This is a genomic window from Streptomyces sp. NPDC048288 (assembly GCF_043201555.1).
GTDB lineage: Bacteria > Actinomycetota > Actinomycetes > Streptomycetales > Streptomycetaceae > Streptomyces.
In genome coordinates this window covers 628,656-648,862 of the sequence record NZ_JBICZD010000001.1, presented here as the reverse complement: position 1 = coordinate 648,862, position 20,207 = coordinate 628,656, and the positions used below count along the sequence as shown (strand labels likewise).

13 protein-coding genes are annotated in these 20,207 nt (G+C 69.9%); 8 read left to right on the top strand and 5 right to left on the bottom strand.

Annotated elements, in window-relative coordinates:
* Positions 1-423: 423 nt before the first annotated feature.
* Both ACGFZS_RS02795 and ACGFZS_RS02790 read left to right on the top strand, forming a co-directional pair.
* Complete coding sequence (locus ACGFZS_RS02795; protein ID WP_393793605.1) at positions 424-1,437, top strand: NAD-dependent epimerase/dehydratase family protein; 1,014 nt, start codon at positions 424-426, stop codon at positions 1,435-1,437.
* A 13-nt stretch (positions 1,438-1,450) separates the two neighbouring features.
* Complete coding sequence (locus ACGFZS_RS02790) at positions 1,451-2,752, top strand: cytochrome P450 (RefSeq protein ID WP_393793604.1); 1,302 nt, start codon at positions 1,451-1,453, stop codon at positions 2,750-2,752.
* Between the two features lie 461 nt (positions 2,753-3,213).
* On the opposite strand, the gene ACGFZS_RS02785 is transcribed toward ACGFZS_RS02790, so the two are convergent.
* Positions 3,214-4,209: a hypothetical protein gene (locus ACGFZS_RS02785; RefSeq protein WP_393793603.1), complete on the bottom strand. Its 996-nt coding sequence runs from the start codon at positions 4,207-4,209 to the stop codon at positions 3,214-3,216.
* A 315-nt stretch (positions 4,210-4,524) separates the two neighbouring features.
* Here ACGFZS_RS02785 and ACGFZS_RS02780 point away from each other — a divergent pair, with 315 nt between their 5' ends.
* The 3 genes from ACGFZS_RS02780 to ACGFZS_RS02770 are packed head-to-tail and all read left to right on the top strand — an operon-like array spanning position 4,525 to position 5,758.
* On the top strand, positions 4,525-4,791 hold the full coding sequence (locus ACGFZS_RS02780; RefSeq protein WP_393793602.1) for a hypothetical protein: 267 nt from the start codon (positions 4,525-4,527) through the stop codon (positions 4,789-4,791).
* 39 nt (positions 4,792-4,830) lie between these two features.
* Positions 4,831-5,292, top strand: a complete 462-nt coding sequence (locus ACGFZS_RS02775; RefSeq protein WP_393793601.1) for a DUF1877 family protein — start codon at positions 4,831-4,833, stop codon at positions 5,290-5,292.
* A gap of 58 nt (positions 5,293-5,350) precedes the next feature.
* Positions 5,351-5,758: a hypothetical protein gene (locus ACGFZS_RS02770; protein ID WP_393793600.1), complete on the top strand. Its 408-nt coding sequence runs from the start codon at positions 5,351-5,353 to the stop codon at positions 5,756-5,758.
* Positions 5,759-5,985: 227 nt separating this feature from the next.
* Here the strand turns inward: ACGFZS_RS02770 and ACGFZS_RS02765 are convergent, their stop codons facing one another.
* Positions 5,986-6,573, bottom strand: a complete 588-nt coding sequence (locus ACGFZS_RS02765; RefSeq protein ID WP_393793599.1) for a hypothetical protein — start codon at positions 6,571-6,573, stop codon at positions 5,986-5,988.
* A 332-nt stretch (positions 6,574-6,905) separates the two neighbouring features.
* Here ACGFZS_RS02765 and ACGFZS_RS02760 point away from each other — a divergent pair, with 332 nt between their 5' ends.
* The gene (locus ACGFZS_RS02760) at positions 6,906-9,950 is read left to right on the top strand and encodes a CHAT domain-containing protein (protein WP_393793598.1); all 3,045 of its coding nucleotides are present in this window, start codon (positions 6,906-6,908) and stop codon (positions 9,948-9,950) included.
* Positions 9,951-9,990: 40 nt separating this feature from the next.
* Here the strand turns inward: ACGFZS_RS02760 and ACGFZS_RS02755 are convergent, their stop codons facing one another.
* On the bottom strand, positions 9,991-10,350 hold the full coding sequence (locus ACGFZS_RS02755) for a CATRA system-associated protein (protein WP_393793597.1): 360 nt from the start codon (positions 10,348-10,350) through the stop codon (positions 9,991-9,993).
* Here ACGFZS_RS02755 and ACGFZS_RS02750 point away from each other — a divergent pair.
* The gene (locus tag ACGFZS_RS02750; protein WP_393793596.1) at positions 10,309-12,753 is read left to right on the top strand and encodes a CATRA conflict system CASPASE/TPR repeat-associated protein; all 2,445 of its coding nucleotides are present in this window, start codon (positions 10,309-10,311) and stop codon (positions 12,751-12,753) included. The genes ACGFZS_RS02755 and ACGFZS_RS02750 overlap by 42 nt on opposite strands.
* Before the next feature lie 24 nt (positions 12,754-12,777).
* Here ACGFZS_RS02750 and ACGFZS_RS02745 read toward each other — a convergent pair whose 3' ends face one another.
* On the bottom strand, positions 12,778-16,365 hold the full coding sequence (locus ACGFZS_RS02745) for a hypothetical protein (protein ID WP_393793595.1): 3,588 nt from the start codon (positions 16,363-16,365) through the stop codon (positions 12,778-12,780).
* 167 nt (positions 16,366-16,532) lie between these two features.
* On the opposite strand from ACGFZS_RS02745, the gene ACGFZS_RS02740 reads away from it, so the two are divergent.
* Positions 16,533-17,753: a glycosyltransferase family 4 protein gene (locus ACGFZS_RS02740; protein WP_393793594.1), complete on the top strand. Its 1,221-nt coding sequence runs from the start codon at positions 16,533-16,535 to the stop codon at positions 17,751-17,753.
* Here ACGFZS_RS02740 and ACGFZS_RS02735 read toward each other — a convergent pair.
* Positions 17,738-20,035, bottom strand: coding sequence for an ATP-binding protein (locus ACGFZS_RS02735; RefSeq protein WP_393793593.1), 2,298 nt, complete (start codon positions 20,033-20,035; stop codon positions 17,738-17,740). The genes ACGFZS_RS02740 and ACGFZS_RS02735 overlap by 16 nt on opposite strands.
* Between the last annotated feature and the right edge of the window lie 172 nt (positions 20,036-20,207).

Sequence of the window (20,207 nt, the reverse complement as noted above, 5' to 3'; positions counted from 1 at the left end):
TCCCGCACCACATCGCTCCGGGTGGCCTCCGCCCTGCCGCCCACCGGCGGCATGCGCCGCGCCGCCGGCCCGCGCTGTCCGGCTGCCGTCACCGACGCCGACGCCCGGTGGCATCCGTCCGCACGCCCCGCCCACGGGGCTGTCACCCGGGTGCCGCCGGGAAGCCCGGTGTGCGACGCGTCGGTCCACGGCGACCCGCGGCAACACTTCCATTCCGGAAAGGAACGGAGACCTCCGTGCCAGACGTCCGACAGGCCGAGAGCATCGGCCGACCACCCCCGCACACACCCAACTCCTGCCCGTACCGGCCCGGTTCCGCCCCGAACGGCGCCGTATACAGCAGTCGTATCGTATCCGGCCGGACCGGAATCACCGCCCCCTCTTCACAGAACCGGCTCGTCTCCTTCGCAAACTGGCGTGATCGTGTCCGGTGACGAAGGGGCGGGTGACGGCGGACCGACCGTCCTTGTCACCGGCGCCACCGGGTTCATCGGCCATCAGGTCGTACACCGGCTGCGCGCCCACCCGGCCCGCCCGCGGCTGCGGCTGCTGGCGCACGAGAGCGGCCCGGCCGACTGCTGCGCCGACCCGGGCGATATCGTCCGGGGCAGCCTCACCGCGCCCGGGTCCCTGCGCGACCTGTGCCGGGGCGTCGACACGGTCCTGCACCTCGCCTCGACGATCACCGAGGACCCGGCGACCGCGCACGCCGTCAACACGGCGGGCACCGAGGCCCTGCTGGCCGAGGCGGACCGGTCCGGCGTCCGGCGCTTCGTCCGGCTGAGCACCACCGCCGTCTACGGCCCCGGCCCGCACCGCGGCGAACCCCGGCCGTCCGCCGCTCCGCTCTCGGTGACCAGCGCCTCGCGGCTCGCGGGCGACCGGAGCGTCCTCGCCGCCGGCGGCACCGTGCTGCGCCCCGGCCTGGTCTACGGCGCCGGTGACGTCTGGGCCGTCCCCGCGGTCGTCCGGATGATCGCGAAGCTGCCGTACTGGATCGACGGCGGCCGGGCCAGGCTGTCCCTGATCTCCGTCGACGACCTGGCCCGGGCCACCACCGCCCTCGCGGTCCGGCCGGCCCCGCCGCCCGCCTCGGCCGTCCTGCACGCGGCGCACCCCCGGCCCGTGGCCGTACGCGACCTCATCACGACGGTGTGCCGACACCTGGGCCTGCCGCTGCCGCACGAGGACGTGCCCCGGGCCCAGCTCCCGGCCCGCCTCGCCGACCACGCCGACCCGGCCCTGACGGCCCGGCTTGTCCAGCTGGGCGCGGACCACTGGTACGACAGCGCACCGCTGTGGTCCCTGACCTGTCTGGAACCCGGCCCGGGCGTCACCGACCACTTCGCCGCGTACGCCCCCTGGTACCGCGACCACCTCAGGGACCTCCTGCCCACCCTCACACCTCAGCCGAAACCCTCCACACCCTCCATCTGAAGGCGACTCGACGATGCAGCCCACCCACTCCGCGCACCCCACCGACTCCCCCCACCCCTCCCCCTCTCCGCAGCCGCCCGCGAGCTGCCCGTTCGCGATCGACGCCACCGGCCGGGACATCCAGGGCGAGATCCTCCGTATCCGCGAACGCGGCCCCGTGACCCGGGTCGAACTCCCCGGCGGCGTACCGGCCTGGTCGGTCACCAGCGCCGAGCTGACCAAACAGCTCCTCCTCGACCCACGGGTCTCGAAGGACGCCTACCGGCACTGGCCGGCGTGGATCGACGGAGAGGTGACGGCGGACTGGCCGCTGTCCATCTGGGTCTCGGTGCAGAACATGGTGACCGCGTACGGCCCGGAGCACACGCGGCTGCGCCGCCCGGTGGCCGGCGCGTTCGGCATCCGACGCGTCAACGCGCTGCGGCCGCGCATCGAGAACATCGTCGACACCCTGCTGGACGGACTCACCGAGCAGGCGGCCCAGGCACCGCCCGGTTCGGCGGTGGACCTCCGGGAGCACTACGCCCACCCCCTCCCCAGCAGCGTCATCTCCGAACTCTTCGGCGTCCCCGAGCCGGCCCGCGCCGAACTGCGCAGCATCATCAAGGGTTTCTTCGCGACGACCGCGTCCAAGGAGGAGGCCCAGAACAACGTCGTCCGCCTCTACCTGGCCATGAACGACCTCATCGAGCTGAAGCAGCGGGAGCCCGGAGACGACCTCACGACGGACCTCATCGCCGCCAGGGACGACGAAGGCGCCGCGATGACCGAGAAGGAACTCGCCGACAACCTCATCCTCCTCCTCACCGCCGGCTATGAGACGACGGTGAACCTCCTCGACAACGCCGTCACCCGGCTCCTCACCCACCCCGCCCAGCTCGACCTCGTCCGCTCCGGCCGCGCCTCCTGGGACGACGTCATCGACGAGTCGCTGCGCCTGGACGCCCCCGGCGCCCACTCCGTCCTGCGCTACGCCGTCGACGACATCGAGATCGGCGGCGTCACGATAGCCCGCGGCGAGGCGATCTCCATCTCCTACGCCGCCGCGGGCCGCGACCCCGAACTCCACGGCGCCGACGCCGACGCCTTCGACCTCACCCGCCCCACCCGAACCGAACACCTCTCCTTCGGCCACGGCGTCCACTACTGCCTCGGCGCCCAACTGGCCCGCCTGGAAGCCTCCCTCGCCCTCTCCGCCCTCTTCACCCGCTTCCCCTCCCTACAGCTCGCCATACCCGAGAACGAACTGCGCCCACTGACCTCCTTCATCTCCAACGGCCACCAGGAACTCCCCGTCCTGCTGACCACGGCGTGACAAAGCCCGGTGGACGGCCCGACAGCTCGGGCCGTCCACCGAGCCACAGCACACCCCGAAGTCCGACGGTGTCGACAACACCGCCGCCGACTGCGCCCCGGCCCAGCAACACGTGGAGCGGAATCGCTTCAGCCAGGGCGGGGAGCGTTCGCGGCACAACCTACGAGCGAACTTCCATCACCTGCTTGCCAGTTCATGGCTTCACCAGAGCCCCGATATCACCTGTGGGACTGGCATCCCTCCTCCGCCGCCACCCGCACGTCAGCGCGACGGCCCATCAGCCGTCGACGCGCGCCCGCACCCGCTCAGTTGGTGCGGCCGGGCGTGACCAGCGGCGGTGACGTGGACATCCTGTCTAGGGACAACCACGGCGGCGGTTGCAGGCTCCAGTCAGGTGCGCAGCAAGTCGGCCGCAGCAGGTCCGTCGTGCCGGCCGTCCAACGTCCTTCCCGAACACCCGATCACGAGTCGTAGCGCTTGGTTACCACAATCGCCGTCCCTGCGAGCGCCGCGCCCACCGGCGTCTCGGCCCACTGAGCAAGCAGCAGCGGCTTCTCTTCGACGGCCTTCAGCAAGTGCGCAACCTCGTCGCTGTCCGGTGCAGCAGGAAGGACACAACGGATCACGGTGCTGCCCGTCGCGCTGCTGTGTTCTCCATACTCCTCGTCGGGATCGTCCGGCTCCCAACGCCCGATTTCGATCTCCCAGGAACCGTCGTCATCGCCGGGTTCCGGCGTTTGGACCGTCATGTAGAAACCGTCAGAGTCATACGGCTCCGCAAAGATCTCGCCGCTCGGGTCATCCAACGAGGCCCACATGCCGGTGCACCGGGAGTGTGCCGTGACCAGCACCCGGAGGTCGGCCACCGCCTTCTGCCGCTCCTCCGTACTGATCCCTGCCTCACGGCGATCAAGATGTTCACGCGTCTCGTCGCTGAGTGTGTCCATTCCGTCGTCATGTTTCACGAAGGGATGACCGAAATCCCAGTGACGTGCTTCCTCCGTCTCAGGCCCCGAGAAATTCCCGGAGAATTCGTCGAGTGCCGCACACAACCCTTCTTTTTCCAGCTCCAGTTCGGAACTGATCGCCCGGCTGACCGTGTCGGGAACAGCCCCCAACTCATTCTCCAGATCGGCCAGCGCCTGGTGAAGCCTCAGGCAGACGTACTCGTACCACAGACTGTGGGCTCCGCTGAGCAGACCGGCACGGGCGGTGGAGTCTGTCAGTGCCGCGAGGTGCTTACGCGGGTAGTAGTCCGCACGCTGCTCCCGGCGGTCGTGAACGCTGACCGGGACGGTGGAGAAGGCGGAGATCCGATTGAGAGCGTCGACGATCGGACCCGCAAGGCGCGAGTCACCGAGGCTCGTCACAGTCTTGGACGTAACGCCGTCCGGCCCCTGATAGGTCGCCAGGATCTGAGTCTTCCCACGGTTGGCGTGCTGAGAGTAGATGGTCAAGAGGACACCTTTCGCCGTCCGGCAGACGACAGCCGGACGGGATGGATGCGCAGGGATGAAAGGAGGTGGTGGCGAGGGCGCTTTCCGACGCTCCGTACCTCAAGATGACCGGCGGTGGCCCAGGTAGAATCCGAGGCTCCTTGCCCAGTCGTAGCGTAGACGGATGGACGGTGCGCCACAAGCGGATTCCCGAATCTGCCCGGGCGGAGAAAACACGCGGCCTCCGAAAGGCTTCGACAGCGAATTCGCACGACACCGTGTGCCCCGTCGCGCCGTCCCCTTCTGCACGGAATCGCGTCAACAGGTCGCCCGGACATGGTGTGGCTGATCGTGGCCTCTGCCGCCGAAGCCTTGCCGGCCGCAGACTGTGATGGCAACACGCCGTTGTGGAGGGCGGTGTTCTGTTCGCGGGGCGAAGGAGTGACGATTCGGCTCCTGTTGGAAGCCGGTGCTGCCCCTGACCGGGACAACGTTCATGGCGTGAGCCCGCGAGCACTGGCGGGCGGATTGCCAACTATGACGTGGCTGTTCACCTTCTGGCCGGGGTGGACGCCGTCTGGCGTCGTCGGCTGGGGTTCGTAGAGGGTTCCGTCGTGGAGCATCACAAGAGGATCGGAGTAGTTGGCGATGGATATGACGCTTCGAAGGATTTCCGCTGCGGATGCGGACAAGGGATTCCGGCATGTCGTATCCGGATTCTCGGGTGAACGCAGCGGCGTGGAGAGCGAGTGCTTTCTCGGCCGCGAGTGGGAGGCCCTGGAGCAGATCCTGCTGCCTCAGGGGCCCGAGGAGATCAGCGAACTTCCCATCACCATGGGCGATCTCCTCGGTGACGACGACCTCGGTACCGCCTGCTTCTACCTTCCGCCGGACGAGGTGACGGTCGCGGCCCGTTTCCTGGCCGCCGTCGACGTCGAACGGTCCGTCGCCGAGCGCGCCGCCGAGATCGCGGGGACGTTTCGCCACGGTGATGTCCCGGACGGCTACTTGGAGATCCTCGGCCGTTACCTGAAGAACGTCCGTGATCTCTACACGGCGGCCGATCAGGCAGGTGAAGGCGTTGCCAAACTCGTCCAGGGCTGAGACCCGCCGTCCCTGGCCATGGCCGATACGGGCTGCGGCCGTCGCGAGCGCCACGGGCGTGCTGCTGACCCTGCTCGCCGGCTGCGGCACGGCACCTGCTTCCTCGGGTGACTCCACGACCAAGACCGCCGCCCACGCCGGTGGCCTGTCCTTGTTGGACGAGCCCACCAGGGACGAGCAGGGCTGCGTCGTCGGTTACTTGCTGCAGCCGTTGTCCCAGAGCGGACCCGACCCCGTGGACGCCACAGTCACGAGCCTCCACGACGAGGGTTGGGGTGACGAGCACCGCGCCCAGGTGAAGGGGATGCGACGGGTGGCCCTCACCAAGGAAGGCTGGACTCTCCGCGTACGCGACTATTCGGCCCAGGGAGCCAAGCGCGGCTTCGTCGCCTTGCTGGCCACCAGGGCAGGCGCAAGCAGTCCTAGTCGCCTTGCCGCCAGCTCCTGCGGTGCGAGTGCCAGGTAGCGGAGCAGGATTCGGGCCTGGTGGTGGGCCAGGTCTTCGCGCAACACCGCCAGTTGGAAGGCGTCGTGACTCACATGCTTCCTGTCGCCGAACTCGACAGCGCATGGATTCAGTCTCGACGTCGAAGCGCTCGCCAAGCCACGGCTCGCCCTGGCTGGTGAGGTCACGGAAGCCGCCCAGGGTCAGGGCACCGTCCGCGGATGTGCCCCAGGGACGTATCCAGACCGTCATGCATGCGGCGCCACGCGGACACCTGGCTCATGTGCGAACGCCGCGTCGGTGACGTCCCTCGCCAGGACGGTCCCGTGGAAACCGTAGGTGGGGATCGACTCGACCCGAAGGACGACACAGAATCTGTCGGTTGATTCGAGAACGCGGGTGAGCCGGCGGTGGGAATTCCGGAGAAAAGCCACCGCGGCATGATTGCTCAGAGCGCTCTGGCCGCAAACCAAAATGACCGGCTTGCTCGCAGCCGGCGGAAGGAACTTGGCCACGAGAACGTGCTCCTGAATCCCCCGCGCCCACGGGAAACTCTCGCCGTCGACGGCGATGGCCAAGGAGTCAGGCGTCTCGCTGAACGGGCGGATGGCCACGCCCGGAAGGTTGCGCGCCAGATGGCCTGCGGTCCGAACGTTGGATCCGTGCTCAGGACCGCCGACACAGAACTCCACGCAGCCTTCGTTGCCTTCGTGGAACTGGTCACTGGACTTCACGGACACCGCGCAGCTCATTTCGCGAATCAGTACCGCAACCTCGATCATGGCCTGAACATCGTGGTGGCTCGTGGCGCCGGGCCGGTCCCACTGGTTGTTCATGACGATGATGCAGGTATCACCCGGTCGTGTTCCGAAGAACCTCGACCTGCCGCGTGAGAACCGGATGCTCCTGCCACGCTCCCAGAGCCAGACAGCGCTCCCGCTGAGTGCGCTGGTGAGCAACCCGATCACGATGTTCAGGGTGACCCCTGCCACCGCCGGTCCCCCTCCGTCGGCAAAACCACCACTGTAATCCCGGGGCTACCGGCGCCGCCGGGAAATCCGAGGCCCCCATTCTTCCAGCACTCCGGTCGGCCTGCCAGAGCAGAGATGTGCCCTATGGTCGGCGGTTGAGAATCAGCACGGCATCAACGGCCGCTCAGGAGGCGCCAGTGGATCGCGGTCAGCTGATCGCCGCCCTTGACGAACGCATCGACAGAGCGGCGGCGGACCCGACAGCGGTACTCGGTTCCCCAGCGCTCACCGAAGCGTTGGAACTGGCCCGCATCGACGACGGCGGACTGGACATCGCCTACACACTCGGCATGTTCTTCCACTACAGGCAAGTGGCCGCCGAACACCTCGGGGCGGCGGAGCGGGACGACAGGGAGATCGCCGCCGCGCTGCACCATTTCCGTACCCTGTACCGCCAGGCTCCGGACTTGTTGCCGCCCGGCCTGGCCGAGGTGGGTCCGCAGCTGTGGCCCGGCGAGGAGGATCTCCATCCTGCCTGGAACTCCCGGGCCGTCCAGCTGATCAAGGAGGGGCGGGTCCGTCATGACCCCAGGGTGGTCGGTGACGGAGTGGACCTGCTCAGGCGGGTGGTGGCCGGCTGCGGCACGGGCAGCGACAAGGTCGCGGGCTATCTCGCCAATCTCGCCCTCGCACTGCGTGTGCGCTTTCTCATGACCGACGAGGATGACGACATCACCGAAGCCGTCGAGGTCGGCAGGCGGGCCGTCGACACAGCTGTGAACGAGGAGACGCGCGGCGGCTTCCGCTCGAACCTGGCGGTGGCGTACACCGCACGGTTCGAGCGCCGGGGTGACGCGAAGGATCTGGACCTGGCTGTCGAACAACTCCGCCCGGCTGTTTCCGGAACCGGTCCGACACGGGCGGGGAGGCTGTCCAATCTCGCCGCGAGTCTTGCCAGCCGGTTCCGGATCACGGGGGACCGGGGCGACATAGACGAGGCGATCGGCCTGTTCGCCCAAGCGGTCGAACTCGCGGAGGATCCGTTCGCGCAGGCGGAGTACCTCTCGAACCGGGCCGCCGCGTACAGCAGCCGGTATGCGCAGACCGGGGACACCGCGGACCTCGGCCTCGCGGTCGCGCACGGAAGGCAGGCGGTGGACCGGAGCGAATCCCTCCCCGTACTGCCGGCGATGCTCAACAATCTCGCTCTCGCACTCCGATCGCAGTACCAGCGAACCGGTGAGCAGGACGTCATCGACGAGTCGGTCGGGCTGCTGCGCCGGGCGGTCGCCGAAGCGCCCCCCGGTGGCGTGGAGCGGCCCAGATATCTGTCCAACCTGTGCTCCGCGCTCCGGGTCCGGTTCGATCACACCCAGATCCGCCCGGACATCGACGAGGCTGTGGAGCGTGGCCGGCAGGCCGTCGCTTCATCCGGTGTCGAGAAGGCCGAGCTGGCGCGCTACCACTCCAACCTCGGAGCCGCCCTGTCCAAGCGATTCGCCGCTACCGGGGCGCACGATGACCTCGACGCGGCGGTCGCCGCAGAACGGCGGGCGGCGGAGCTGGTACCACCACAGGACCCCGTACGGGCGACCGTTCTGGCTAATCTCGGTCTCGCGCTGCGTCGGCGCGCCGAGCTCCGGGGCGCGGAAGAGGATCTGGCCGAGGCCGCTCAGGCGTACCACGACTCTGCGGCGACGGTGCTGGCCCCGCCCCTGGTGCGGGCCACCAGTGCGCAGGACTGTGGAGAGATCCAACTCGGGTGCGGAGACGCGGTCGCCGCGGTGACATCCTTCGAACAGGCGATCGGCCTGATCGGTGAGGTAACGGACTCCCGGCTGGTTACGGACGACCAGCAGCACCATCTGACCAGGCTGGCCGGACTGGGCTGCGCGGCGGCCTCCGCTGCCCTGGGAAACGGTGAACCGGTGCGAGCTCTGGCCCTGCTTGAGCGCGGCAGGGGCATCCTGCTGGCACAGATGCTCGCCATCCGCAGTGAACTCACCGACCTCCGGGATCGTCACGAGGAACTGGCCGAGGAATGGGAGCAGGTGCAACGCGAACTGAATCAGACCGTCAGCCCTGCGGAGCCGTGGGCCGAGAACCGCGCCGTACGCCGGAGCCGACTTTCGGAGGAACGGCAGCGACTTGTCGACCGCATCAGGGAGTTGCCGGGCTTCACGGACTTCCTCCTGCCGAAGATCGCCGACGATCTGGCCCGCTCCCCGGTGGACGGGCCGGTCGTGGCGATCAACGTCGCTGAACACCGCTGCGACGCCCTCGTCGTGTACCGATCCGGGGTGCGGCTCGTGCCCTTGCCCGATCTGTCCCGGGCCGAGGCCACAGCCCAGGCCAACGTCTTCCTCACGGCCGTCCATGATCGCGCTCCGGACAGCGACGAGCGGATCGGCGGCGTCCTGCACTGGATGTGGGAGGCGTTCGCGGAACGGATTCTCGACGCGCTCGGCATGACCGATGTGTACGGCGCCGAGCAGACACCGCCGCGGGTGTGGTGGATGCCTACGGGCGCACTCAGTGTTCTGCCGATCCATGCGGCAGGACGGCCGGGCGTCCCCGGCATGACCGTCCTGGACCGGGGAGTGTCGTCCTATACCCCGACGCTGCGCACGCTGCGCCAGGCTCATGGACAGAGTCGGCCGACGCGGGAGGACCGGCCGCTGGTCGTCGCCGTACCGGAACCCGGTGGTGAGCCCCCGCTGCCGGGCGCTCGACGGGAAGCCGCCCGAGTCACCGACCGGCTCCCGGCGGGCACCGTGTCTCTCATCGACGCGGAGGCGACACGGGAGCGGGTTCTGCGAGAGCTGCCCCACAAGACGTGGGCGCACTTCGCCTGCCACGCCCGCACCGATCCCGCCAACCCCTTCGACAGCCATCTCGTGGTGCATGACGGCGATCTGAAGGTGCGGGAAATCGCCGAGCTGCGCGTCAGCCGGGCCACCGGAGCGTACCTGTCGGCCTGCACCACCGCGTTCGGCGGCACCGGGCTGGTGGACGAGGCGATCCACATCTCATCGGCCTTTCAACTGGCCGGCTACCCGGACGTGATCGGCACGCTGTGGAGGGTCAAGGACATCGCCGCGGAGCACATGGCGGTCGGCGTCTACGCGGAACTCGCCGAGCAGCCTCCCGCGCAGGCCCTGCACACAACCCTTCACCGGCTGCGGCAGCGGTACGCACGCTCCCCGTACATGTGGGCTTCGCATATCCACATCGGGCCATGAGAGAGGCGGCAGCGGACGAGTGCCCACCGCAAGCCCCTGCTCACCCGTTCGAGGTGTCCTGGCCGCCGCCCACGGCCTCGTCCGCGTCGTCCTGCGTGTCTCCGCCGAGTGAGTGGATCAAGTACACCGAGATGTCCCGCACCTGTGGCGGGGCAGGCTCGTCGGAGGGTTCCCCGATGCCGCCGGCCCGGTCGTCGCTGAGCATCTCCAGGTCGACGACGGCGGCCTCGGCCGCGTCCACGTCACCGGAGGCAAGCGCCGAAGCAAGGTTCCCGACAGCGGTGGCCACGTCGTTCCAGACCTGGGCCGGCAGTCGCCATCGGGAAACGCAGAACAGCACTGCCAGCGCTTCGTCACGGTGGTGCCGGTCGATCGCCGGGCTCACTGGTTCGGGACTCACTGGGCCATAATCGGGTCGCACGGCCACAACTGTAGCGGCGGCCTGTGGCAGGGGGGTCAGGTGGACGGGGCACCGACGGCAGAGCAGGAGCTGGCCGTTCACGTGTTCGCCCTCCTGGACCACCCGCCGGCCGAAGAAGCCGTTCGGGCGATGTGGTCGCGCTGCCGTGAACTCCTCGGCACCACCACGCCGATCACTGGCACCGGGCTGCAGGACCTGTTCCCCGACACAATTCCCTCCGCACCCGCGTCCGGCTCGCTGCTCATCGCCGCTCAGAAGGACAGGCACGGACACGTCGAGGCGGTGCTGCGCCGAGAGCACGAGGTTCTCAACCTGTCCGTGCTGGTGTCGGCGCGCACCGGGCTGCCCTGGACCGAACTCGACCGGCGGCTCGACGCCGTCCTCGGCGATCCCCACCCGCTGATGGGTGTCGGCCGCCTGTATCTCGGAAAGGCCGCCGGAGCGTATTCCCACGGGATACCTGCCACTGCGGAGCTCGGCAGAGCGGTCCACGAGGCACTGACGTCCACCGGCCTCGCGGACCAGTGGTGGTGTCAAGGCGTCTCCACGGTCGACGGTCTGGCGCTGTGGGAGATCACGCCTGTGGATGACATGGGGACTGAACGGCGGTTCGTGGTGCTTGCACGTGCGGACCGGGACGACACCCTCAACGCGTGGACGTGGTCGGCGGGCGGTTCCGCGGCCATGCCGTCACTGGCCCGCTATCTCATGCACATGGCCAAAGTCCGTTATCAGGTGAAGGTGTGGTCGCACCGGCCGCCTCGCGAACTGCTGCGCCGGGCCCACGGCGCGCTGTCCGGCCCCGCTGCGGAACCGGGGCCGCCGTCGAGCGCGCTCACCTCGGTGAGGGCCGATCTGGCCCGTACCGCGGCGGAGCTGCACACCATGCGGCAGACTGTGGAGTCCACCGGGAAGAACGCGGCGGCAGCGCTCGATGGGGTGCTTTCCGGCCAGGGTCGCACCGGGCATGACGGGGCCGGGCCGTTCGACAACGACCGAGCCCTCATCGACTGGTTCGTCCGGCAACTCGCCCAGGACGCCTCGTACACGGAGACCTTCCAGGACGGAGCACGCCGGATGAGTGAGGTCGGGCCGGTCCAGGCCGCCGCGCCCAGCGGAGCGCCACGACGCCCGCCCGTGGGGCGTGCGGTGCGGATTCTCTCGCTCGCCGACGAATGGCTGCCCGGCCGGGGCGGGCTGAGCGCCTTCAACAGGTATCTGTGCATCGCGCTCGCGGAGGCGGGCGCCGAAGTGTACTGCGCAGCACCCGCGTTCAGCGCCGCCGAGCTGGATGACGCCTCCGCCGAAGGGATCCAGCTGGTCGAAGCGCCGCTGCTGCCCGGCGGTACCCCGGAGCAGGCCCTCATGCGCCGGCCCCGACTGCCGGACGGGGTGGTTCCGGATGTGGTCATCGGGCACAGCCGTATCACCGGCCCACAGGCCATGGCGCTGGCGGAGGAACACTACCGTCAGGCCGTGCGCGTGCACGTCGTCCATATGGCACCGAAGGACAACGAGTGGTGGAAGCCGGCCAGGGAGGACGACCCGGCCGCGGTCTCCGAGGAACGCAGCCGCGTCGAACGGCAACTCGCCCGCGGCGCGGGGTGCGTCGTCGCCGTCGGTCCCCGGCTGCACCTTTGGCTCCAGCGTCATCTTTCGGTGGACGACGGCATCCGCGAACCAGTTCGACTGGATCCGGGGTTCGACGTTCCCGGGCGAGGGGCGGCAGCTCATGACACCCCTGTTCGCGGCATGCCTGGCGGAGTACCACAGATTCTGCTGCTCGGGCGGTTGGCCGACGCCTCGGTGAAAGGCCTGGACATCGCCGCCAAAGCGGTCGGTCACGCGCTGGCTCTGCGTTCCGCCGGACCTGACGAAGCTGAGCTGCTGTTGCGTGGAGCACCTCCGGGTACGGCGAAAGCCCTGAGGAAGAAGTTCATGAAATGGTCGCAACAGCCGTCGCTGGGCGTGGACGTGTGGAACTACACCGAGGACGCGCGAGCCATCCGCGATGACATCGCAAGATCGAGCCTGGTGCTCATGCCGTCACGGGCGGAGGGGTTCGGGCTGGTGGGGCTGGAAGCGATCGTCGCGGGCCGCCCCGTGCTCGTGAGCGACCGGAGCGGCTTGGGCATGCTGCTGCGAGAGGTGCTGCCCGACGAGTTGGCGGCTCGCGTCGTCGTTCCGGTGAAGATGGCTGACGGCGAGGACATCCCTCGGTGGGGTCACATGATCGCCACGGTCCTGAGCAACCGAAAGGCCGCTTTCGACACCGCGGACGAGCTTCGGCGGTTGATGGCGGAGCGGTGCACCTGGGCCATGGCTGCCGAACAGTTGCTCAACGCGGTGGCGACGGTGACGGACAGCAGAAGCGACGCCTGAGGAAGCTGACACAGTCGGCGCAGCTCATTGGCGCAGCAGTCTGCGCATCCGGTGGGCCAGATCGGGTGGGCAGTCCGGGGACTGGGCCAGGGTGAGGGCGCGGTTGCCGGGGCTACGGCGTTCATGGACCGCGAAGGCCTCGCCGATCGCCCTCTTCGTGCCGGGGCCCGCGGCGGGCCACAGAGAGGTGACCAGCCAGTCGGCGAACTCCGGGTGATGGTGGAGCACTGCGATCAGCAGGGTGCTCATGTCGCGTTCGACCCGGTTGCCGATCTGGCGAGGGTCCCAGCCGGACAGGACACGGCGGACCGACTCCGCCACTTCGAGGGCTGGAAGGCTGTGCAGGGCGAGCCGGGTGACCGCGGTGACGTAGCAGCCGAAGTCCGTGGCGAGTTCGTTCTGTGCGGTCTTCCCCGTCGGCCCCGCGGATCTTTTCGAGATCCGCAGGGCCGGTTTCATGACCACGTCGAGGATGCGACGGCTCGCGTCCTGTGGCAGGGGCGCGACCCGGTTCATCCGCGCCAGCAGATCGACCAGGGTGGTCGGCAGATCCGTGCTCCGTCCCGAAGACACCGCTTGCTCAAGCCGCTGCCGTACGAGGGCGGCAGCACCGGAGGGTGTCACGAGCGCGAGCGTGGAATCGGGCAGGCGGGTTTCGTCGGAGAGGACCCCCACGATCGCCGTGGCGGCCCCGGCGTGCGGGGTGGCGAGCAGGCTGAGGAACCAGCGGGCCTGGGAGTCGTCCAGGATGAGGTCCGACTCCGCCACGGACCGGCGCAGCGCCTTCGCCGCCTCGCTGGCCGTCAGCGGGTCCGTCCCGCGCAGCACGGTCCGACCGAGCGACTCGCGGGCCCTGTCGTCGAGCAGTGCGAGCCTTCCCTCCAACGTGGCGCGGATCCGTGCGTTCTTCTGTGCGGCCGGGAGCAGCTTGTGCAGGATCGGGGCGCGCTGCCGCAGGAACTCCGGCGGCGCCGTGTCGAACCAGGTCTGGAGCGCGCTGTTCCGGGCGTTCTCCCACGTGTCGCCGCGGGCCTGGTCGAGCGGGGTGAAACGGTCGAGGAGCGTGTCGTGGAGGTCGAGGTCCGCACCGGCGAGCTGGATGACGGAGGGCCAGATCTTGCGCGGTTCCACCGGTTCCAAGGCGACGAGGGTCCTGATGAGCTCTTCGCGTGCCGGCCGTTCGAGGCCTTTCGTGCACTGGGTGGCCAGCTTGGCGATGACACCGACGACCGCGCGTGACGGTTCACGGGGCAGGGCAGGCAGGCTCGCCACGATCGCGCCGGGCGCGCGGTCGGCGACGAAACGAGCGACGTTGAGCAGCAGTTCGCGCCGGATCGTCGGGCTGTCGTGGAGCAGGTCCGCCAAGAGTTCGGTGCGGACGCGGGGGTCGTCGGCCAGTTCTGCGACAAGTCGGATCTGGGCGCGCGGCCACCGGGCGGGCAGATCGGCGCCCAGGACGTCCTGCCATCGCCTCCACGCCCGGTCCTGCCGGACCTCCGGCGACTGCCAGAAGCGATTGAGCAGTTCGGCTTCCTCCTTCTCGGACAGTCCCGGCGGCAGTTCCGCCGACAGGGCCACGACGGCGAGCGCGCGCCACTGCTCCGGCGGCGGACCGATCCCGCTCCGGGCCCGGCGCAGGAACGTCCGCAGGATCTCCTCCTGGGCGAGGACGCCGAGTCCGGCGTAGCGATCCAGCAGCCACTGCTCGGCAATCGGGTCGGGCCCTTTGGACAGGGTAGGGCCGATGAGGGCCTTGGGCAGAGGCACCCAGGTCTGTTGCGGCAGGTGGTGCTCACCGTCCTCGCGACGCCGCAGCACGGTCTCCAGCGCGGTCATCAGCAGAGTCCGCCGGAGCGGCGGGTGCGTCCGGGCCAGGAGCGTGCCCACGGTCTGGGCTGCGGGGCTGATCAGCTTGTCCTCGATGTCCTGGAGCAGGGGGACACTGATCCGGAGCGCGGCCTGCGCGCAACTCTCCCGTGCGTCGCCCAGCAGGGGCAGGAGAGCCTCCCGCAAAGCCCGGTCGTGCTCGCCGATCCGGGCGGCGAGATCGAGGAGTGTGTCCGGGTCCTGGCGCGCCAGCGCCGCGAGGACCTGGACTTGAGCACCCTCCGAGGTGAACAGCGGCACGACGGCACGCAGTTTGGCGAAGCGCTCGTCGCTCACGCGGGGCATCTGGAGCAGGTGCCGTGCGACGGGCCAGAACGGTGAGTGGTGGTCGGCCAGACGGCCGCCGAGTCCATTCAGTTCCGCGGTGCAACTCTCCCGGGCGAGCAGAAGGGCGATCGCGAACTCCGCGTAGGTCTGGTGGAAGAATCCGACCCGTCCGCCCTGAAGCTGGAGAACGCCCTCGCTCAGCAGCGCGCCCACTTCGGACGGCAGGCGGGCCTCGGCCTCCTCGAGCGCGAGCCGGTCGGTGCTTCCGACGAGCAGGGCCCGCGCCAGGGCGAGCGCGGCGGCCTCGCGCGCGGCGGCGACGGTGGTGCGGCGGCCCTCCCGGTCGCGGGCGATGCGCCGTTCCCAGTAGGCGAAGTACAGTCCGGTGATGGTGAGGTCGGAGGGCAGGATGTCCTCCGCGCTGTAGAGGTCGCACGCCAGGGCGAGACGCAGCGGCACCGCGCAGACCTGCTGGACGGTCGCCGCCGACACCACGTCGGAGAGGCGGTCGAGGAAGCGTTCCCGCTCGTGGTCGCTGCGGTCCAGGCTCCGTACATAGTGGTCGGCCCACCGGAGGATCTCCTCCCGTCTCAGGACGGGCAGCTTGAACGCCTCGCAGCGCTGATCGCCGAACCGGGCACCCCGCAGCGGGTCGTTGATCATGTCGTCGTACTCGCGGGTCCGGCAGGTGACGATCAGACGGGAGTGCCCGGCGACCTCTTCGAGCGTGTCCGTGAGCGCGGCGGCGCTGTGCTCGGTCAGAACGGCGTCGAGGGTGTCGACGAGGACGTGGACCTCGCCGTAGGCCTCACGCAGTCGTCTCGCGAACGTGACCAGGCTTGTCTCGGGCAGCCCTGCGGCCGTCGCGAGCGCGGCGTCGGCTGCCTGAACCGTCGTCAGGTCGGCATGGGACGGAATCCGGGCACAGGGCACGAGGACGACCGCGCCGGGCACGGTGCGGCCCAGATGCCTGGCCAGCTCCGCGAGCAGCACACTCTTGCCGAGGCCGCCCTCCCCGATCAGGAGCAGGGGACGGCCGTCGCTCTCCTCCAGTGCCCCGGACACGATCTCCAGTCGTGAGACCGGGGGGAGCGCGAACACCTGGACCGAGGCGAGCCCCCTGTCGAGGTAGTGCCGGGAGGGCGCCTTCGCCGCTGCCGGGCCGGCGGCCACCAGTGGCGGGTTCTCGTGCGGAAGGTCCTTGCCTGCCTCGCGACAGGCTTCCCGGTAGAGCCGGTCCCAGTCGACGTCGTGGAACCGGTGCGCGGGCAGCGTCGCCAGGACCGCAAGCATGTCCTGCCAGGTGGGCTCGGCGTTCGGCAGGGTCTTGCCGAGGACCACGTCGTTCCAAGTGCTCTTGGAGACCCGTCCCGCTTTTCCGATCGAGTTGTAACCGCCGAACTCCGCGACGGCCTCGCTGATCTTCTGCCGCAAGAGCTGTTGCTTGTGGTCCGCCATCCGGTCGGCCGTCTCCTCATGGTGCTGCCGGGCTTCCGGCCCGGAAGACTTTCCGGAAGGCCAGCAAAGCACGTCCGCAGATGGCGCGTCGTGCGCTTGCCCATCCGGGTGGCAGGAGCCCCGGAAGGCGGCTGCCGGACGGCCGGCGGCTTGCTGGGATACCGCTCATGCCGACCGAGAAGAACGCACCCACTGTCCTTGTCCACGCCACCGAATGGCATTCCGGCGCGGGAGGGCTGAGCACCCTCAGTCGCGAGTTGTGCCTCGCTCTGGGCCGTGCCGGAGCCGATGTCCACTGCGTCCTGACCGAGGCGACGGACGCCGAGAAGCAGGAGGCCGCCGCCGCGGGAGTACGGCTGGCTGTGGCCTCCGCCGTCCCGGGCCACGACCCGAGGACCGGTCTGCTCCGCCGGCCCCCGCTGCCGCAGGGCACCGTACCGGCTCTGGTGATCGGCCACGGCCGGATCACCGGCCCCGCGGCGCGCTGCTGTGTGGCGGACCACTACCCTTCCGCCAGGCTCCTTCAGGTGGTCCATGTGGCGCCGGACGAACTGGAGCACTGGCGTCCCGGCCTGGACGACGACGCCGGGCTCCGTGCCGACGCCCGCACCCTGCTGGAACTCGACCTGGCGCGGGGCGCCACCTGGGCGGCCGCCGTCGGCCCCCGGCTGCACCAGCGGCTCCAGCGGGACCTGTCGGTGTTTCCCGACAGCGGTGAACCGCTGCGTTTCGACCCCGGGTTCGACCGCGCGGGAGGTGCGGCGCGGCGCCCCACCCCGGGCGGCCCCCTTCAGGTGCTGCTCATGGGCAGGATGGAGGACTGGCAGATCAAGGGCGTCGATCTCGGCGCGCGTGCTCTGGCACATGCCCTGCGTCTTCGGGGGGACGCCGAGCCCGAAGTCGAACTGCTCGTGCGCGGTGCCTCGCCCTCGGGCTGTGACGCGCTGCGCGAAGCCGTCGTCGGCTGGGCGGCCGATCCCGCGCTCGGTGTCACCGTCCGGCCCTTCTGCTCCGAGTCCGAACGGCTGGACCAGGACCTGGCGCGGGCCATCCTCGCGCTCATGCCGTCCCGGGCGGAGGGTTTCGGACTGGTGGGCCTGGAGGCGGTCGTGGCGGGTACTCCCGTTCTGGTCAGTGGCAGGAGCGGGCTCGGGATGCTGCTGAGGGAGATCCTTCCCCCGGCCGAGGCCGCGCGCGCGGTGGTCCCCGTGACCCTGCACGACACCGAAGACGTGATGCGGTGGGGCCACCAGATCGCCGCGGTGCTGCGCGACCCGGCCGCGGCGTTCGCCACGGCGGATCGGATGCGCCGTGCCGCGCAGGCCGAGCGGACCTGGGCGGCCGTGGCCGGCCAGGTCCTGGGCCTGCTGCGTCAGGACCCGTTCTGAGTCCGTGCGACGGACCCGGGACGGGTCGGGCCGGCGCCGTCGAGTTCGGCACGGATGAGATCGGCGGTGGGGTGGCGGAGGGCGTCGAAAGCCGCCCACGCCTGCTCACGGCGCAGACGGGCGGCACCGACGTCACCGGCGGCTTCGAGGGCCCCTGCGAGGTCCTGGAGTTTGTGGGCCTCCCAGAACCGGTCGCCCAGGAGACGGTCGAGCTCCAAAGAGCGCTCGTAGCGGGCCACCGCATCCTCGGGACGGCCCAGCCGTTGTTCCGCCCGGCCGATGGTCCGCAGGATGTCGGCCTCGCCCTCGGCATAGCCGATCCGCGCGTACAGGCGCAGGGCGCGCCGCGCGTGGTGGAGGCTTTCGGCATGCCTGTTCAGGTGCTGTTCCTGCTTGGCCAGGCAGGTCAGGGCGTCCGCGCGGGCCAGGCTGTCGCCCAACGAGGCGGTCAGTCCGTAGGCGGCTTCGGCATGCCGCAGTGCCGTGGCCGAGGCCCCCGCCGCTTCGTGGGTGCGGATCAGAGAGAGGCGGGCCTGAAAGACCCCGCGGTTGTCGCCGAGTTCCGCGCAGGTCGCGAGGGAGGTGTGCAGCAGGGACAGCGCCCGGGGGATCTGCCCCACGCGGGTCAGGGCGTCGGCCAGGAGCCGCCGCGAGGTGGCCACGACCGCGGGAGGACCCGACCGGAGGGCCGCGGTCAGACCGGCATGTTGGATGAGAACCCGGTCCGCGCGCCGACCGGTCCGGCGGAGGAACACCGCCGAGGCCCAGGCCAGGCGCCAGGCATGCGAGTCGAACCCCTCGGCCACGGCCTGAGCGACCGTTGCCCTGAGGGTGGGGAGAACGGCCGTGAGCCAGGCCATCGCCTCGCCGTAGTCCCCGAGGGGAGGCAGCTGCCGCGACGGCGGCGCCCAGGGCAGGTCCTCGGGTCGGCACACCTGGATGTACCGGCCCGCGTGGACGACCGCGCCGAGGTAGTGGTCCAGCACGCGTGAGACCGCCGCCCGCCGGTCCTCCAGCGGAATGTCGTCGGCGAGGCTCCGTGCGAAGGCCCGGAGAAGATCATGCGACCCGAACCGGACGCCGGGCTGTTCACCGACGAGGCTCCCCGAGGCCAGCACACCCAACGCGGCGCGGGCGGCCGAGACGTCGTCGTCCAGCAGGGCGGCGCAGGCGTACTCGTCGATGTCGGGCCCCGCGTGCAGACCGAGCAGACGGAACAGCCGGGCCGCGGGTCCGGGCAACAAGGCGTAGGACGTCTGGAACACCGTGCGCAGGTCCAGGTCGCTCTCGTGCGAGCCGAGGGCCTCCAGCCGGTCGTGGACCTCGCGGGTACGGCGGACGAACCTCTCCAGCGACGCCCCCACCTTGGTTGCCGAGACGCTCAGCGCGAGCGGCAACCGGGCGCACAGCTCCACCAGTTCGTCGGCCGCCGACGCCTCGGCGGCCAGCCGGGGCGCACCGAGCCGCCGTTCCAGCAGGGCCAGCGCGTCTTTGTAGGGGAGAACCCCCAGTGCGAGCCGGTGAGCGCCCTCCCGTACGGCCAGTCCGTCCATCTGGTTCCTGCTGGTGATGATCACCAGGGTCCCGCCGGCGGCGGGTAGCAGGGGACGGACGAACTCCGCCGACCGCGCGTTGTCGAGTACGAGAAGCATCCGCCGGCCGGCCAGGAAGCTGCGGAACAACGCGGCCTTGGCATCCAGCTCGCAGGGGACGGACTCGGTTGCCGCGCCCAGCGCTTGCAGCAGGCCGTCGAGCGCCTGTCCGGGATCAGGCGCCTGGTCGGCGTCGAAACCGCGCAGATTCACGTGGAGTTGACCGTCCGGATAGCGGTCCTTGAGCCGATGCGCCCAGCACAGCGCCAGGGTGGTCTTGCCGACGCCGGCCGTTCCGTGGATCACGGCGATGAACGGCGTGCCGGAAGTCTCGTCCGCGAGCAACGCGTCAAGCGTGCGGAGTTCGCTCGCGCGACCGGCGAAGCCACGTGTCATGGGCGGGAGTTGCCGGGGCGTGGGGAGCCCGGACGGTGGACTGTCGACGACACGGTCCCGCTGGTCGGCCAGCTCGACCGCCTCGCGCAGCGAGGCGAGTTCGCGCTTCTCCGCCGGTGTGGACTTCAGCTCGTCCAGCAACCTGTCGAGCGTGGTACTCCGGAGCAGTGTCCGTCCCTTGAGGTAGGCGTACAGGCTGCTCGGCGAGACGCCGACCCGCTGCGCCAGCACCGTGCGGTCGAGGTCGCGGCGCTGGCGTTGCTCAGAGCTGCGGATCGCGCTCCACAGAGCCATCGCCAGATCCTGGCGTGAAGGGGAACCACGTGAGCCGTTCGTGCGCGGCGGTTCTTCGGACACCGATCGTCTCCAGACGCCCGGTTCGCTCAGACGGGCGCGGCGTCCAGAGTAGTCCAGCGTTCTCCAGCTCTGAGCGCACTACGACACAACTCGTGGTCCCGTTACGGAC

Bases quoted from the DNA above. Each gene is read 5' to 3' on its own strand.
- ACGFZS_RS02745 (WP_393793595.1), bottom strand. From the start codon at position 16,365: ATGGCGGACCACAAGCAACAGCTCTTGCGGCAGAAGATCAGCGAGGCC.
- ACGFZS_RS02790 (WP_393793604.1), top strand. From the start codon at position 1,451: ATGCAGCCCACCCACTCCGCGCACCCCACCGACTCCCCCCACCCCTCC.
- ACGFZS_RS02735 (WP_393793593.1), bottom strand. From the start codon at position 20,035: ATGGCTCTGTGGAGCGCGATCCGCAGCTCTGAGCAACGCCAGCGCCGC.
- ACGFZS_RS02740 (WP_393793594.1), top strand. From the start codon at position 16,533: ATGCCGACCGAGAAGAACGCACCCACTGTCCTTGTCCACGCCACCGAA.
- ACGFZS_RS02780 (WP_393793602.1), top strand. From the start codon at position 4,525: ATGGTGTGGCTGATCGTGGCCTCTGCCGCCGAAGCCTTGCCGGCCGCA.
- ACGFZS_RS02765 (WP_393793599.1), bottom strand. From the start codon at position 6,573: ATGAACAACCAGTGGGACCGGCCCGGCGCCACGAGCCACCACGATGTT.